Annotated in this window: 13 protein-coding genes and 2 pseudogenes; 10 read left to right on the forward strand and 5 right to left on the reverse strand. The window is 67.2% G+C overall.

What is annotated here, in order from left to right; translation table 11 throughout:
* Positions 1-256 precede the first annotated feature (256 nt).
* From ACW4TU_RS44355 to ACW4TU_RS44365, 3 genes are all read left to right on the forward strand, one after another.
* The gene (locus ACW4TU_RS44355) at positions 257-790 is read left to right on the forward strand and encodes a hypothetical protein (RefSeq protein WP_457423122.1); all 534 of its coding nucleotides are present in this window, start codon (positions 257-259) and stop codon (positions 788-790) included.
* A 350-nt stretch (positions 791-1,140) separates the two neighbouring features.
* The gene (locus ACW4TU_RS44360) at positions 1,141-2,370 is read left to right on the forward strand and encodes a tyrosine-type recombinase/integrase (protein ID WP_457430608.1); all 1,230 of its coding nucleotides are present in this window, start codon (positions 1,141-1,143) and stop codon (positions 2,368-2,370) included.
* Complete coding sequence (locus ACW4TU_RS44365) at positions 2,307-3,497, forward strand: tyrosine-type recombinase/integrase (protein WP_457423124.1); 1,191 nt, start codon at positions 2,307-2,309, stop codon at positions 3,495-3,497. Before ACW4TU_RS44360 ends, ACW4TU_RS44365 begins: the two co-directional genes overlap by 64 nt.
* Positions 3,498-3,503: 6 nt before the next feature.
* Here ACW4TU_RS44365 and ACW4TU_RS44370 read toward each other — a convergent pair whose 3' ends face one another.
* Positions 3,504-4,373, reverse strand: a complete 870-nt coding sequence (locus ACW4TU_RS44370; RefSeq protein ID WP_457423126.1) for an acyl-CoA thioester hydrolase/BAAT C-terminal domain-containing protein — start codon at positions 4,371-4,373, stop codon at positions 3,504-3,506.
* Positions 4,374-4,868: 495 nt separating this feature from the next.
* Here ACW4TU_RS44370 and ACW4TU_RS44375 point away from each other — a divergent pair.
* Both ACW4TU_RS44375 and istB read left to right on the forward strand, forming a co-directional pair.
* Positions 4,869-4,967: pseudogene (locus tag ACW4TU_RS44375) on the forward strand (hypothetical protein); the annotation flags it as partial.
* Between the two features lie 559 nt (positions 4,968-5,526).
* Positions 5,527-6,320, forward strand: a pseudogene (gene istB, locus ACW4TU_RS44380) (IS21-like element helper ATPase IstB).
* Positions 6,321-6,366: 46 nt separating this feature from the next.
* Here the strand turns inward: istB and ACW4TU_RS44385 are convergent.
* Positions 6,367-6,891: a S1 RNA-binding domain-containing protein gene (locus tag ACW4TU_RS44385; RefSeq protein WP_457423128.1), complete on the reverse strand. Its 525-nt coding sequence runs from the start codon at positions 6,889-6,891 to the stop codon at positions 6,367-6,369.
* A 338-nt stretch (positions 6,892-7,229) separates the two neighbouring features.
* On the opposite strand from ACW4TU_RS44385, the gene ACW4TU_RS44390 reads away from it, so the two are divergent.
* The gene (locus ACW4TU_RS44390) at positions 7,230-7,400 is read left to right on the forward strand and encodes a hydrophobic protein (RefSeq protein ID WP_457423130.1); all 171 of its coding nucleotides are present in this window, start codon (positions 7,230-7,232) and stop codon (positions 7,398-7,400) included.
* A gap of 292 nt (positions 7,401-7,692) precedes the next feature.
* On the opposite strand, the gene ACW4TU_RS44395 is transcribed toward ACW4TU_RS44390, so the two are convergent.
* Together ACW4TU_RS44395 and ACW4TU_RS44400 are read right to left on the reverse strand one after the other, a co-directional pair.
* Complete coding sequence (locus ACW4TU_RS44395; RefSeq protein ID WP_457423132.1) at positions 7,693-8,430, reverse strand: GAF and ANTAR domain-containing protein; 738 nt, start codon at positions 8,428-8,430, stop codon at positions 7,693-7,695.
* Positions 8,431-8,475: 45 nt separating this feature from the next.
* On the reverse strand, positions 8,476-9,240 hold the full coding sequence (locus ACW4TU_RS44400) for a GAF and ANTAR domain-containing protein (RefSeq protein WP_457423134.1): 765 nt from the start codon (positions 9,238-9,240) through the stop codon (positions 8,476-8,478).
* A gap of 741 nt (positions 9,241-9,981) precedes the next feature.
* Between ACW4TU_RS44400 and ACW4TU_RS44405 the strand changes: the two genes are divergently transcribed.
* Positions 9,982-10,260, forward strand: a complete 279-nt coding sequence (locus tag ACW4TU_RS44405; RefSeq protein WP_164417894.1) for a GlsB/YeaQ/YmgE family stress response membrane protein — start codon at positions 9,982-9,984, stop codon at positions 10,258-10,260.
* Positions 10,261-10,641: 381 nt separating this feature from the next.
* Positions 10,642-10,848: a hypothetical protein gene (locus ACW4TU_RS44410; protein WP_457423136.1), complete on the forward strand. Its 207-nt coding sequence runs from the start codon at positions 10,642-10,644 to the stop codon at positions 10,846-10,848.
* A gap of 88 nt (positions 10,849-10,936) precedes the next feature.
* On the opposite strand, the gene ACW4TU_RS44415 is transcribed toward ACW4TU_RS44410, so the two are convergent.
* Positions 10,937-11,527, reverse strand: coding sequence for a hypothetical protein (locus ACW4TU_RS44415; RefSeq protein ID WP_457423138.1), 591 nt, complete (start codon positions 11,525-11,527; stop codon positions 10,937-10,939).
* 758 nt (positions 11,528-12,285) lie between these two features.
* Here ACW4TU_RS44415 and ACW4TU_RS44420 point away from each other — a divergent pair.
* Together ACW4TU_RS44420 and ACW4TU_RS44425 are read left to right on the forward strand one after the other, a co-directional pair.
* Positions 12,286-12,723, forward strand: a complete 438-nt coding sequence (locus ACW4TU_RS44420) for a recombinase family protein (RefSeq protein ID WP_457423140.1) — start codon at positions 12,286-12,288, stop codon at positions 12,721-12,723.
* A gap of 1 nt (position 12,724) precedes the next feature.
* The gene (locus tag ACW4TU_RS44425) at positions 12,725-14,203 is read left to right on the forward strand and encodes a S1 RNA-binding domain-containing protein (RefSeq protein WP_457423142.1); all 1,479 of its coding nucleotides are present in this window, start codon (positions 12,725-12,727) and stop codon (positions 14,201-14,203) included.
* Positions 14,204-14,395: the final 192 nt, after the last annotated feature.

Below are 14,395 nucleotides of genomic sequence, written 5' to 3' on the forward strand. Positions count from 1 at the left end.
TCAGCTGTACGCCGCGATCCGACGGGATCACCGGATCGAGGACCTGTCGATCCGTCTGCTGGCGGAGCGGTACGGAGTTCACCGGCGTGAGGTCCGTAAGGCGCTTCAGTCTGTTTTTCCCGAGCCGCGGAAGAAAATGAAGCCGCGGGGCTCGCGCTTGGATCCCTACAAGTCTGCGATTGACGCGATGTTGCGGGTGGATCTGGATGCGCCTCTCAAGCAGCGCCATTCGGTGAGGCGGATCTTCGACCGGTTGGTGGCGGAGCATGAGATGGAGGGCATCTCCTACTCCACGGTGTGTGACTACGTGCGGCTGCGGCGCCCGGAGATCCGGGTGGCGGCGGGCAGGGCTCCGTCCAGGATGTTCATCCCGCAGACGCACCGGCCCGGGGTCGATGCCGAGGTCGACTTCGGCGACGTGATCGTGCTGCTGCGAGGCGAGAGGACCCGCTGCTACCTGTTCACGTTCCGGATGTCGTACTCCGGCAAAGCGGTCCACCGGGTGTTCGCCTCCTGCGGCCAGGAGGCGTTTCTCGAAGGCCACCTGCATGCCTTCAGCGTCCTGGGCGGTTATGTGGGTGACCAACTCTTCCGCGGTCCCGTGTTGCCGGTCAGGATGGTCGCTCCCGTCGAGGAGCTCGGATGGCCTGGCAGCCGCAGTTGGCACGACGTGTCGATGCCGCGGGGAACCCCGCAGCATCGCTCGGGCACGCCCTGGTCGACGACTACCTGGAGTTCGTGGCGGCCCGCTGTCGGCCGAACACCCTGCTGGCCACCGCCTACGACCTGAAGGTCTTCTTCTCGGTGGTGCCCAAGGAACCGGCCGACGTCGTCACCGCAGACGTCTTCGCGTTCATCACCGCGCAGAAGAAGCCACGCCGTGGGCCGAAGGTGGTCCGGCTTGAGGACGGTGAGGCGGGGCTATCCGCACGTACCATCAAGCGCCGCCTCGCCAGCATCTCCGAGCTGTTCGGCTACTTGATGACCCGCGACGACCTCGGCATCGACCGCAACCCTGTGCCGACGGGACTGGCCAACCGCCGCCGCGGCGGCGGCAACCGCGGGGCCCCACTCCTGCGCACGCCCCGCACCCTCCCGCGCGTCCTTGGACCGGCCGAGGTCGAGACGGTCCTTGGCGCGATGAACACCGCCCGGGACAGAGCCATGGTCCTCGCGATGCTGCTGGGCGGACTGCGTCGCTGCGAGGTCCTTGGACTGCGACTGGGCGACCTCTCACCGGGTGAGCGTCGGGTCTTCATCAGCGAGGGCAAGGGCGGCCACCAGCGCCTGATACCCATCTCCGCGCAGTTCTTCAGCGCGGTCGGCGACTACCTGGACGGTGAGCGTCCACCCGTCGACCACGACCGGCTGTTCGTGGTGCTGCGTGGGCCGACCCGCGGGCCGACCGCTGTCCGCCGACGGCCTGGACGAGATCCTCGACGGAGTCCGGAAACGGACCGGACTACCGAAATTGACGTGCCATCAACTACGGCACACCTGCTTGACCCGGCTGCGGGAGGCGGGCATGGCCCTGGAAGCGGTACAGGTGCAGGCCGGACACGGCTCCATCGAATCGACCCGCATCTACATCCACCTGGCGAACAGCTGGCTCGCCGAGCAGTACCTGAAGGCCAGCGCCGCCATCGACGCCGACCGGGCAGACGCCTGATGCGCCGGGCCCGCGCCACGGCCCTGCCGATCGTGCGCCCAGACCTCATCGAGTCCTACCTCGCCCACCGGACCGCGCAGGGCAGGAACACCGACCACAAGGTCCGCTGGGGCGCCCGTGCTCTGCTCGCCCAAGTCCCCGACCTGGCCCACTTCTGCCGCCTGCCGATGGAACGTCAACTCGCCTTCAATCACGAGACCCACCGGTTCATCAGCTGGCTCTCGGTCACCGGACGCCTGCAGCCCGGGGCGGACTACCTGGTCGCCCGGTGCCCGCGACTGGGCATCGTCCTCGCTCGCACAGACCCGGCACTACACCTGCAGTTCATGGAGACCGCTCGCGCGCTCGGCTTCCGCGACACGGTGGCTATGACCCAGTTCAACCTGCTGGCCCACTTCATCGCGCTGTTCGGCAAACAGCCTGAGCATCTGCAACAGGACGACTGGGACGAGGGCCGCCGCCTGCTTCTGGAAGCGGCCCGCCGCATCCCCAACCGCAGCGTCAAGGCCCTGTCGACCGCCCTGTTCAACCTGGAAGCGACGCTGTTCCACTGCGAGTTGACGGACCAGCTCCCGCGCCGGCGCTCCCCGGACCACGCCGACATGAGGGCCCGGGAATGGTCCCTGTCCCGCTCGGGATGGCCGACACGATGCAGCACTACCTGCAGCAGATCGCCGGAACGCTGCGACCGGGCACGGTGAAGAACGCCGAGCTGACACTGAGGGAGTTCGCCCTGCTGGTCGCCGCCGTCGACCCGGTCGTGACCTGTGTCGCGGAGCTCAGACGACGGCATGTCGAACGCTATCGGCAGTGGCTGCTGGAACGGCCAGCCGCCCGCGGCGGGCCGTTGCACCGGCACACCGTCCGCGACCGCCTCAGCAAACTCCGGGGCTTTTTCCGCCGCCTGGACGAGTGGGACGCCGCCGACCGGCCGCCTCGCCAGCTGGTGTTCGACAGCGACTTCCCGATCGCGGACGAGCCGCTGCCACGCTTCCTCGACGACGCGGCGGCCGCCAAGCTGCTGGCCGCCGCCCGCAAGGATCCTGATCCGTTCGCCCGGCTGGCCATCGAGATCCTCGCCCGCACTGGGATGCGCCGCAGCGAAATGCTCGGCCTCACCGTCGACGCGGTGGTCCAGATCGGCTCTGCCTACTGGCTCCGTGTCCCGGTCGGCAAGATGCACACCGACCGATACGTTCCTCTGCACCCGCAGCTCAAGACACTGCTGGACGACTGGCTGCTGCATCGGCCCGAGGGCCTGCGCTCGAACCTGTTGTTCACCGACCACGGCCGCCCGGTCAACGCCTCCCGCATCGAAGCCGCGGTCCGCAACGCCGCCCGGCAGGCCGACCTCGGCCGGGTCACCCCGCACCAGCTCAGACACACTCTGGCCACCCAGGCGATCAACCGGGGTATGTACCTGGAGGCCATCGCGGCACTACTTGGCCACAGGTCTCTGTCCATGACACGTGTTTACGCCCGGATCGCTGACCGGACTGTCGCGGACGAGTACTTCGCAGTCTCGGAGAAGGTGGAGGCACTCTACGACGCCCCGCGCCAGCTACCCGCCGAGGCCGAGGGAACAGAGATGGCCAAGCTCCGCCGGGAGATGCACCGCCGGATGCTCGGCAACGGCTACTGTGCTCGCCCCATCGAGATGGACTGCCACTTCGAGTCGATCTGCGAATCCTGCACCTTCTTCGTCACCACGATCGAGTTCCGGCCCACCCTCGAACGCCAGCGGGACGCCGCGGCAGCCAAGGGCCAGGTGGCACGCGAGCAGATCTTCGACGGACTCCTCAGCCGACTCGACGGAGAAGCCTCGTGACAAGCGTCAGAAACTGAGGGGTGCCGTGCTGCCGAGCCTGTCGAGGATGTGCGGCCACGCCGCCTCTCCCAGGAGCGCGTCAGCTTCGGGCGTGCCTCCATACAGGAAGTGCGGAGACCCTGACGCCGGGCTCTCGCCGGGAAAGCGCGGTCGGTGGCCGGCATCCTGGCGGGCGATCAGATGCGCGGTGGTTCCGGCCGAGCGTCGGCGTTGTGCCAGTTGTTCGGCGAAGCGGAGAGAAGGCCACATCGCGTCGTCGCCGCCGGCGACGAGTATCAGGTCGGCCCGGGCCCTGTCGACGGGGATCTCTGCCGGAGGGAGCAGGTGAGTGAAGCTCTCCTCGCTGAGTTCGTACCATCCGCGGATGGCGACCGGACCGTTGCCCGGGTTGACCGGGGTCCAGGAGTCATCCAGCGGGACAAACGGCAGGGGCTTCCCCCGCCAGGTCCAGGACGAGCGATACGGGCGCTGTTCCCCATCGTGGCCCGGGCCCACATTGCACCAGACTCGCGACGTGGGTGACAGCGCGACGACAACGTCCACGCGAGGGTCGTGCACGGCTGTGAGCAGAGCTGCTTCAGCCCCTTTGGAGACACCGAGGATGCCGATGCGTCGTGCCCCGCTCGCTGTGAGGAAGTCGACCGCGGCGGTGAAGGTCTCCAAGGGGATCTCACAAATTCCCGGGGACTGTCCTGGCCCGCCGAACCAACGGATGGACAGAGCCGCGATGCCCTGCTGAGCGAGGATGCGTGCTCTCTCGCGGTCGATACGTCCGCTGGAACCGGCAAGGACCAGGACGCCGACGTCACTGCCTTGGGCAGGAGCGGCCAGGACGCCTTCCCAGGGATGGTTCAGCTCCCGCTCAACAACCTCCACGTGCTCCCTCAGTTCGACGCGTCGTGGTCAAAGGGTGTCTTGGCAGCTTCTCAAATACAACCGAAGGATTGACATCGAGACCCGCATATTAGAGGGATCCCTACCGGCAAGGTCCGTTACGACAATCTGCGATCCGCGGTCAGCCAGGTGCTCGGATTCGCCCGCACCCGGGTGGAGAACGAACGATGGGTTGCGTTCCGTTCGCACTACGGACTGGACGCTTTCTACTGCCGCCCAGGCCTGGAAGGGGCCCATGAGAAGGGCGGCGTCGAAGGTGAAGTGGGCCGTTTTCGCCGCAATCACTTTGTGCCGGTGCCCGAGGTCGACTCACTCGCCGAGCTCAACGCCCGCCTCAATGCCGCCTGCCTCGCCGACGACGAACGGCGGATCGGCCGGCGCACCCACACCGTCGGCGTCTACTTCGCCACCGAACAGCCGTTGCTCAAACCGCTTCCGGACGAAGTGTTCGAGACCGCGCGGGTGCTGCACCCGCGGGTGGACCGCTACGGACAGGTCACCGTCCGCCAGTGCCACTACTCGGTTCCGATCCGATTGGTCGGCCACCAGGTCCGGGTGTTCCTGCACGCCTCGGAAGTGGTCGTCTTCGACGGCTCCGACGAGGTCGCCCGGCACGAGCGGCTGACCACCCGCTACGGATCAAGGCTCGTCCTGGATCACTACCTTGAGGCCCTCGCCCGCAAGCCCGGTGCCCTGCCCGGGGCGACCGCGCTCGAACAGGCCAGGGCCTCGGGAGCATTCACCCCCGCGCATGAAGCCTGGTGGGCAGCGGCCCGCAGGGCATACGGGGACGCGGACGGAACTCGCGCACTGATCGAGGTCCTGTTGCTGCACCGCCGCCTCGCCCACCAGGACGTGGTCGCCGGCATCACCGCAGCGGTCTCGGTCGGCGCACTGACCGCGGACGCGGTCGCGCTGGAAGCCCGCAAGGCCGCCGGCCTCCGCGGCACCACTCAGACCCTGCCGCCCGCAGCAGCCCCACCGCCCCGGCCGCGGACGACGGTGACCTCACTGACCGAGCGGCGTCTGCTGGGCGAGCTACCGCCCGACACCCGCCCCCTGCCCACCGTCGACGCCTACGACCAACTCCTGCGGCACCCGCCGCGAACCCGCCGCAGCACCAGGGACAAGCCCCATGACCACGAAGAGCCATCACGGAGTGACCGACCAGGCCGCCGACGCCGCCATCCTGCAGTCCTGCCGGATGCTCCGGCTGCCCACGATCCGGGCCCAGTTCGCTGCCACCGCCGAATCGGCCGAGCGGGAACACCTCTCCTATCTCGGCTTCCTCGCCGAACTGCTGATGGCCGAGTGCGAAGACCGCGACCGCCGCCGATCGGAACGACGGATCAAAGCCGCCGGTTTTCCCCGCAGCAAGTGGCTCTCCGACTTCGACTTCGACGCCAACCCCAACGTCCAACCCGCCACCATCCACACCCTCGCCACCTGCGACTGGGTCCGCAACGGCCAGCCGCTCTGCCTGATCGGCGACTCGGGAACCGGCAAGTCCCACCTGCTGATCGCGCTGGGCACCGCGGCAGCCATGGCAGGCTTCAGGGTCCGCTACACACTCGCCGCGAAACTCGTCAACGAACTCGTCGAGGCGGCTGACGAGAAGCAACTCACGAAGACCATCGCCCGCTACGGCCCGTCGACCTTTTATGCATCGACGAACTCGGCTACATGGAACTCGACAAACGCGGGGCTGAACTCCTCTTCCAGGTTTTGACTGAACGAGAGGAAAAGAACAGTGTCGCCATCGCGTCCAACGAATCGTTCTCCGGCTGGACAAAGACATTCACTGATCCCCGGCTCTGCGCGGCCATCGTGGACCGGCTGACCTTCGGCAGCAACTTCATCGAGACCGGAACCGACTCCTACCGGCTCTCCCACACCCGCGCCCAGCAGGCGGCGACGAACACAGGATGACCTGCGGCTTCACACCGATTACCCAGCCGTGAGACGACAACCCCCATCACGAGCGGAGGGACAGCAGGATCTGGCGTCTATGCAGGTTGATGCCAGCGACTTCGACCATGACCTCATCATCAATCTGCAAGACGCTCTCAGGCCGATCCGCATCCCGCTCCGCGAGCTCATGGATCGGAACCAGTCCCGCGAAATTCTCGTGGACTTGCACGAACGCTCCGATCCTCACGACCCTCTCCACCCGGCCCGGAATCACGCGACCGAGCTGAACGCGAGCGAACTCCTCAAGCGGATCCGGATAAAGCGCCTTCAGCGAGAAGGAAGCCCGTTCCCGCTCGACATCGACGTCCAGGACCACGATGGTGACCTCCTGCCCGACCTCCACGATGTCCGACACCGCCTCGAAGTGATGAGCCCAGGTCAACTCGGCTACGTTCACCAGTCCGTGGAAGCCTCCGATGTCGACGAACGCGCCGAACCTCTCGATGGACGACACCACCCCTTTGCAGACCTGGCCCCGCTCCAGCGTCTCCAGGACCGTCCAGCCACCTTGGTCTGCCGTCTCCGCCATACCGCCACCCCTTCGTCAACGGCCAAGACTCTCACGTCAGACCAGCGCGAGAGAGGCGGCAGAGCGGCCTGAAGATGGGGCCAACTCGCGTTGTTACTTCCGGCCTTGAAGATCAGGAAGTGGGGCCAGAACTCGTTGTTGGGTGGGGCCACGACTCATCGGTGAAGCCAGATGCTCGCCGAAGTGCGCATCTACAGCACTGCGGCCAGTTTCGGAGTGCGGCGGGGAAGGCCGCAGGCGGCCCATCGGGTGCCCCGAGAGACGGATAAGAAACAGATAAATCTGGGGCGTGTACGGAGATCAAGTCCGGGCAGACGGCGGGACGGAGGTTGATAACTATGGTTCCCCTGATACTGGTTCTGCTGCTCGCCCTGATCCTCTTCGGTGCCGGGTTCGCCCTGAAGGCCCTGTGGTGGATCGCCGTGATCGTCCTGGTGATCTGGCTCGCCGGATTCCTCGCCCGCTCCACCGGAGCAGGCGGGAAGCGTGGCCGCTGGTATCGCTGGTAAGCAGCGTTGACAGGACGCCACACCCGGGTGGGGGTGCACCGATCACTGGCGCGCCCCCACCCGCATGTCCGGGTATCTCTCACGCTCTGAACAAACGGCTGGTCGCATCGCCGGTCTTTGCGCGAGTACGCGTCCGGTCAGGCCGGGGCCGATACCGGTGCCGGCAAGGGAACCCTGGCGCTTCCGGTAGGAACCGGCCTCGGGCCCCAGCCTTGAACAGCTTCGGGGGACAGGCCGGATGTCAGCCGGCACACCGGTCTGCTGTGTGCCGGTGGCGCCGTTGGGCTGATGTTCAGTGAGGCCTGCGCACGGGGACGATAACGGTCGGTTTCATGCTGTGGCTGACCAGTGCGTGGACGGTTTCGGCCAAACTGACCCGATGGCGGCTCGCGTATTCGGTCAGGAGCTGCCCGGCCTGGGCGATGGACACGTCCGCGTACTCGGCGATCATGCCCTTGGCGATCTCCAGGATGGCCTTGACGGAGATGGCGCTCTGTACGCGGGTGAGGACGTCGTCGCTTCGGGCCGGTTCGGTGGACCAGTGCATCAGGGCCAGCGCGGCGCAGTCCGCCAGCGCCTGCGCGAGGTCCACGTCGTTGTCGGCAAGAGCTCCGGCGTGGTTGTTCAACAGGGTGAGGCCGCCCAGAGGACGCTCATGGAGACGGACCGGAACGGTCTGCAACGACCGGTATCCGGCGTCGGTCATGGCGGTGGCCAGTTCCGGCCAGTGTTCGCTCTCGGTGGTGATGTCGGGGACGCTGTGGGCCACGCCGGTGCGGTAGCAGTCCATGCAGGGTCCGCTGCCGGTCTGCATCTGCAGCAACTCCATGAACGCGGCCTCTTCGCTGGTGGCGGCCATCGTCCTCAGGCTGCCCCGCGCGTCGGCGACCATCACTGCCGCGGCGTCCACCTCCAGCAGTTCTGTGCACGCGCGTACCAGGCGGTTGAAAAGGTGCAGCGGATCGAACTCCGACGCGTAGGTGTCCGCCAGGTCGACGAATGCCTTCGCCAACTGCCGTTCGCGGTTCATGCTCGCCTCCCCGGCGCTGTCCTCACACACGTACTGCCTTCTGGTTCATTCACGGCGCATGTCCAGGGTGCGATCGATGACGGCCCGCGCGATCTCGGTCGAGGTGCGGCCCTGCGCGAAGGCCCGCGCGCGGATACGCAGGACGGCCTCTTCGGCAGCCACTCCGAGTTGCACCATGATCATTCCAGTGGCCTGGTGGATCTCGTCCCGATCGGACTCGACTCCCTCCAGCCACGTTACGACTCCTTGCGGGCCGGTAGAAGTGTGGTCGAGTGCTGTCACGGCCAGCGTGATGGCGTCGGCGACCAGCAGCGACGTGCGGACATGATCCCTGCTCAGTGAGCCGGCTGTATCGCGGTACAGGTCAAGGGTGCCCAGCGGCCGTCCGACGCCGGCCAGCGGAACGGAGAAGACGGCTTGCGCGCCTGCTTTGGCCGCCTGAACACAGAACAGTGGCCAGCGGCGGGTATCCGGGGCGCGGGTCAGATCCGTCGCGAACACCGGGGCACGCAGTCGGACCGCCTCCGTGCCCGGACCTTCGCCAAGCGTGTACTGGATTTCCGCAAGCTGCGCGGCCACGTCGTCACTCGCACAGAGCACCACCGCTGAGTCCGCGCCGTTGCCCTGAACCGACACCGACAGCCCCGAGGCATCCGGCAGGAGCTTCACACAGGCACGGCACAGCGCCTCGGGTACCTCGGCAGGGGGCAGCCCGCGCACGTTCTCGACGAGCTCGCGGGTGATCCGGGCCCGTCGGGCAAGTGTCTCCTGCTCAGCGTCCCCGCTGCCGAACTCGTCATGATCGGCCACCGCCCTCACCTCCCCACGGGCCCATTCACCATCGGTTCGCTTCGATCTTGCCCTATCGGCGGTGCTCCGTCCGACAGCCGGACGGCGATCCGCTCCCGCCCACGTGGGCCGTCCCACATTCACCTTGCTTGCCGTCCGCAGTCCTGGGCGCTTCACTTCTTGCCGCCGTCAGTCCCTCGACGACCGGTTCGTCAGCCTGCTCGCGCTTCCTCGTTGCTGCGGCCGAGTCCCCGTTCGCGGGGCACGAAAACCCGATGGCGACTGTCACATCCCTGCCACCCAAACCGAGTGCTCTGACCGCGGGGGGTTCACCGGGTTGGTGGTCGTGGCTGCTGGATGTGCGGCGACCTCCGATCCGACGGCTGGAAGCGCGGTGGGTGAGCCTGTCCGCTGTTCGGAGGACAGCTGGTTTTCTGCTGGCCCGTTGTCTCGGCTCGCTCGGCGCTCTTGGGCTTCTGGCAGGCCTGACAGCGGGCTGGTCTTGAGAGCTGGCGCACGAGAAGCATGGCCATGGTGAGGCAGATGGCGTTCTCCGAGCCGGCGCGCGGGTATTTCGTAGCCGTGTGACAGGTGGGCGGCATCGTCACAGCCGGGCAAACGTCCCGCTCCACCACCCAGCGACGCCGGGTCATCGGCAAGAGAGGGCCATGGAGACTGGGATACGGAGAAGACGTTTGTTCTGGCGGAATCGGTACAGACGATGAGCTGACACATTCTTTATCTGAGGAGGCGGAGGAAACCATGGGCATCATCGCGTGGATCGTCATTGGCTTGCTCGCCGGCGTCATCGCCAAGGCCCTCATGCCGGGCAAGGACCCGGGCGGCATCATCATCACCATGCTCATCGGCATCGCCGGCGGTCTGCTCGGCGGCTGGCTCGGCAAGGTGATCTTCGGCGTCGACTCGATCGACGGGTTCTTCGACATCTCGACCTGGATCGCCGCGATCGTCGGCTCCTTCATCCTGCTCGCCCTCTACCGCGTCGTCACCGGCAACCGGCATTCGAGCCGTCACGCCTGACCCGCTGAAAGCAACAGGTGTACGACACACTGGACGGCTCCCCCTGTTCGCAGGCCGGGAGCCGTCGGCCTGTCAGGAAGCAACAGGACATACGGGCTTGGGGCGACCTTGGCAAGGAGCGCGCGGACGGACTCGGGGCCAGATTCCCTCCCCGGTGTTCGGCGTCGACCAAGAGGACGGGGCCTCCCCCTGAGCGGTGGACGCGCTGATACCGGATCTCCCGGATCCGGAGAAAGCGAGAAGACCACCGACGGTGTTGAAGGACAACTCGGACAAGTGCAAGGCCGATGCCGTGGCCCTGTACGAGTACGAGTCCACCCCCAGGGCGACCCACAAGAGCATCGCCGCTGACCTCGGTGTCCACCGGGCGACCCTGCGCGAGTGGGTGCTGCGGGACCGCGGATGCCGCGGCGGCGCAGCCGGCCGCCCAGCCCTCGGGAGGCGGCGCCGTCCGCTGATCCGGACGAGCGGGTGCGGCAGTTGGAGGCCCGGTTGGCCGAGTTCAAGGCGAGTGAGCGCAAGCTCGCCACCGAGCGGGACATCCTCCGCAAGGCGGCCAAGTATGTCGTCGGCGAGGCGAACTGGTGATCAGCCGCTTCCAGTTCGTTGACGACCACCGGGACACCTACGAGGTGAAGCGGCTCTGCCAGGTCCTGGACGTGAACCGGTCCAGCTACTACAAGTGGCGCGCCGGCGCCGAGGACCGGGCCGCCGGCAGCACAGGGACCGTGTCCTGGCCGAGGAGATCCGCGAGGTCCACGGCGAGTCCGGCGGCGCTTACGCCTCCCCGCGCGTGACCGCCGAGCTCCGCGAGAAGGGCGGCGGTCAACGAGAAGCGGGTCGCCCGGATCATGCGGACATTCTCCATTGCCGACATCCGCCTGCGCAGACGCGTGCGCACCACCGTCCCGGACCCGGCCACCTCACCGGTCCCGGACCATTTCCAGCGGGACTTCACCGCCACCGAGCCGTGGCGGAGGTGCATGGCGACATCACGTATCTCCCTTTCGCAGGCGGGGTGTTCTTCTACAACTGGCACCGTGCTGGACTGCTTCAGCCGCAAGGTCCTCGGCTGGTCCATCGCCGACCACATGCGCATCGGCCTGATCGCCGACGCACGGCTGATGGCGGCCTCGACCCGTGGCTGCCTGGACGGCGCCGTGTCGACTCCGGCCCCGGGACCCAGTACGGCTTCCGGTCCTTCGCCGGCTTCTGCGACCAGCTCGGGGTCACCCGGTCGATGGGCGCGGCCGAATATCCGCTCCACCGCCCTACGACGCGGGCTCACCGCGAACCGAGGCGCTGCCGGAGGGGGTGTCGCTACCCTCGCCCAGGCAGATCGGATCCTCCGTCTCGGCGCTGCACAACCTCCACGGTGATGCCGGTGGCTCACGGGCCCCAGGGAACTCAAAACTCTCATCGATGCCGTGGATCTCCGAAGCGACCCTGTAGCCGACCAGTACGGAGTCCAGATGCTGCAGCGAGCTATGGCGGACCCGTATACCTGGACGAAGCCGCGCCTACTCCGGGAACTCGTAGACGGCACGTAGCTCATTCGGCTTCCGAGGCGCTCTCATGCTCTTCGCTGTCTCCGTCATGCAGGCACCCTACGCAGAGCCAGAGGCCCGCCTGGGCGCAATGGCCTGCGTGATCGTCATGGAGTCAGCCGCAGCAGGCAGCACCAGATCGTCCAGCCTGAACGTCAAGCGTCAGCACCTGGCCTCTTCTTGTGTCCGTACGAGGATCCCCACCGAACAATCGTGATCTTGCCCCGGCGTGAGAGATCGACCTGCGCTGGCGGCGTCTCATTCAGGGTGTCCGGTGATCTGTACGCTCAGCGAGGGCTTACCGTACGCTCCGGGCATGAGCGAACGCGTCGGCTACGCGAGATGCAGTCTGGACAAGCAGGACCTCACACCCAGCACGAGATCCTGATCAGCCTGGACGTCCCGGAGGACCGGATCCACCTGGACCACGGGCTGACCGGAACCAACCGCGACCGGCCTGGCCCAGGCCCTCGCGGCGGTGCGCGCCGGTGACACTTTCATCGTCCCCCAGTTCGACCGCCTCGCACGCTCGGTACCCGACGCCCGCGATGTCGGCGACTCCCTCACCGCCCGCAGCGTCAAGCTCGCGCTCGGCGGCACCCTCTACGACCCGGCCGACCCGGCCGACCCGATGGGAAAGATGCTCTTCAACATTCTGGCCACCTTCGCCGAGTTCAAGGTCGACCTCCTGCGCATGCGCGAAGGCATGGCGGTAGCGCGGGCCAAGGACAAGCTCAAGGGGAAGCAGCCCAAGCTCACTGCCCGCCGGCAGACCCGCCTGGTCCAGCAGCACCAGTCCGGCGAGCACACCATCGCCGACCTCGCCGAGTTCTTCCCCGTCAGCCGCGCCACCGTCTACCGCGTCCTCGAACGGCACCAGAACGCAGCCACGCCGTCGACCTCCAGCGGGCAGTGACGTGCTGCCCTACGTCTACCAGGTCACCAAGTACAACCCCGCCGACCGCGACCAGAACGGCCACTACGCCGGCACTGAGCCCACGACCAGCGACCACGGACCGGTCGAAGCCGCCTACCTGCAGGCCATCGCCGCCTTCGCCGAGGACACCGGCGTCGACCAGCTGGCCATCCGCGAGCCGCAGCTCGGAGGCTTCGCCCACTTCGGCCTGGAACCACCGGTCGATGGATACGGCCTGGCCGACCTTTTTCCCGCCGGCCCCGCCGGGTTCCACGACGGCGCACTGGTGCCGATCAGTGTCGGCCTGGAACTCGTCCGGGCCATGCTCCGCGACAACGGCGCCTGGTGCCGCCTGGAGGCAGAGGGAGCGTTCACGGTGCACGTCGGCTGGGACCAGTACCTCTACCTCGGCAGCAGCCGGCCCTGCGAAGCGGCACTGACCCGCACCCGCGCGCTCGGCCTGTTCCCAGAACGCCTGGACGCATCGCCGTACGACTTCGCCCCCGACGACCCCGCGTATGTGCAGCGCCCGGCCGACGCCGACTTCTGGGCCCGCCTTCACTGGACCATCAGCGCCCACCGCGCCGTGTTCCTGGAGGAAGTCTTCGCCGTCAACGCCTCCCGGTGGCACCGCCTGACCCGCGACACCATCGAGACCGTGCGCTCCGAGCTGGCCCCACGCTCCCAGTTGGCTGTCTGGCCGGACCTGCTCACCGACGTCGACACGGCCCTGGCCGCTCTACCCGGCGAAGGCCTGGTGGAGGTCGTCTGGGAGGACCGGGACGGACAGATCACGAGCACGGTCGTGGACGAGACCCAGTTCCAGGCAGTGACCTCCCGGCTCGCCGGCGTGCGTGCCGCCGGCGTCGTATCCATGCATGCCGGTGAAGATCTCCCCCTGCTCACCGCTGTACTGCCCGACAGCGACGGTGTCCTGCGCGCCCGCTGGCAGACCGAGCCGACACCCAGCGACCGGGACTGGGCGTTCCTGAAGACCCTGCGGCGCGGCCAGCTCGTCACCGGCACGGTGACGTCCATCGCCGGCTTCGGCGTCACCTTCGTGGACATCGGCGGCTTCACCGCGATGATCAACATTCCGGAGCTGTCCTGGCGACCCTTCAACAACCCGTCCGACGTCGTCAGCGTCGGCCAGGAGATCACCGCCGAAGTCCTCGACGTCGACATGGTCTGGGAACGGGTACCGCTGTCGCTGCGAGCGGTACAGGAGGACCCGTGGCCGCAGGTCGTGCAACGGCTCGGACAGGTGGTCACCGGGCCGATCACCAAGATCATGCCGTTCGGCGTCTTCGTCCGCGTCGAAGACCGAGAGGACGGCTTGCAAGGGCTCGTGCCCACCAGCGAGCTCGATGAATCGCCCGGAGATGTTGTCGAGGTCGGCGTCGCTCTCAGGGTGAAAATCATGGATGTCGATCTCGGGCGCCGCCGTATTGCCCTGTCACAGAGGCAGGCTGACCAGTGACGACGTGGATGCGCTGTTACTGGGACGAGGAAGTCACGTGGTTCTACTTCGAGGTCGACGCCGATGGCTGCGTAACCCCGCAAATCGAACTCCACGGTTTTGAGTTGACCCCACTCGCGGCTGCCTCCCTGGACGAATGCCAGCGCGCCCAGCAGACAGGCGGTCTGAGTGAGTACGAGAGGAAACTCGGAG

It is taken from the genome of Streptomyces kryoterrae, from assembly GCF_054072135.1.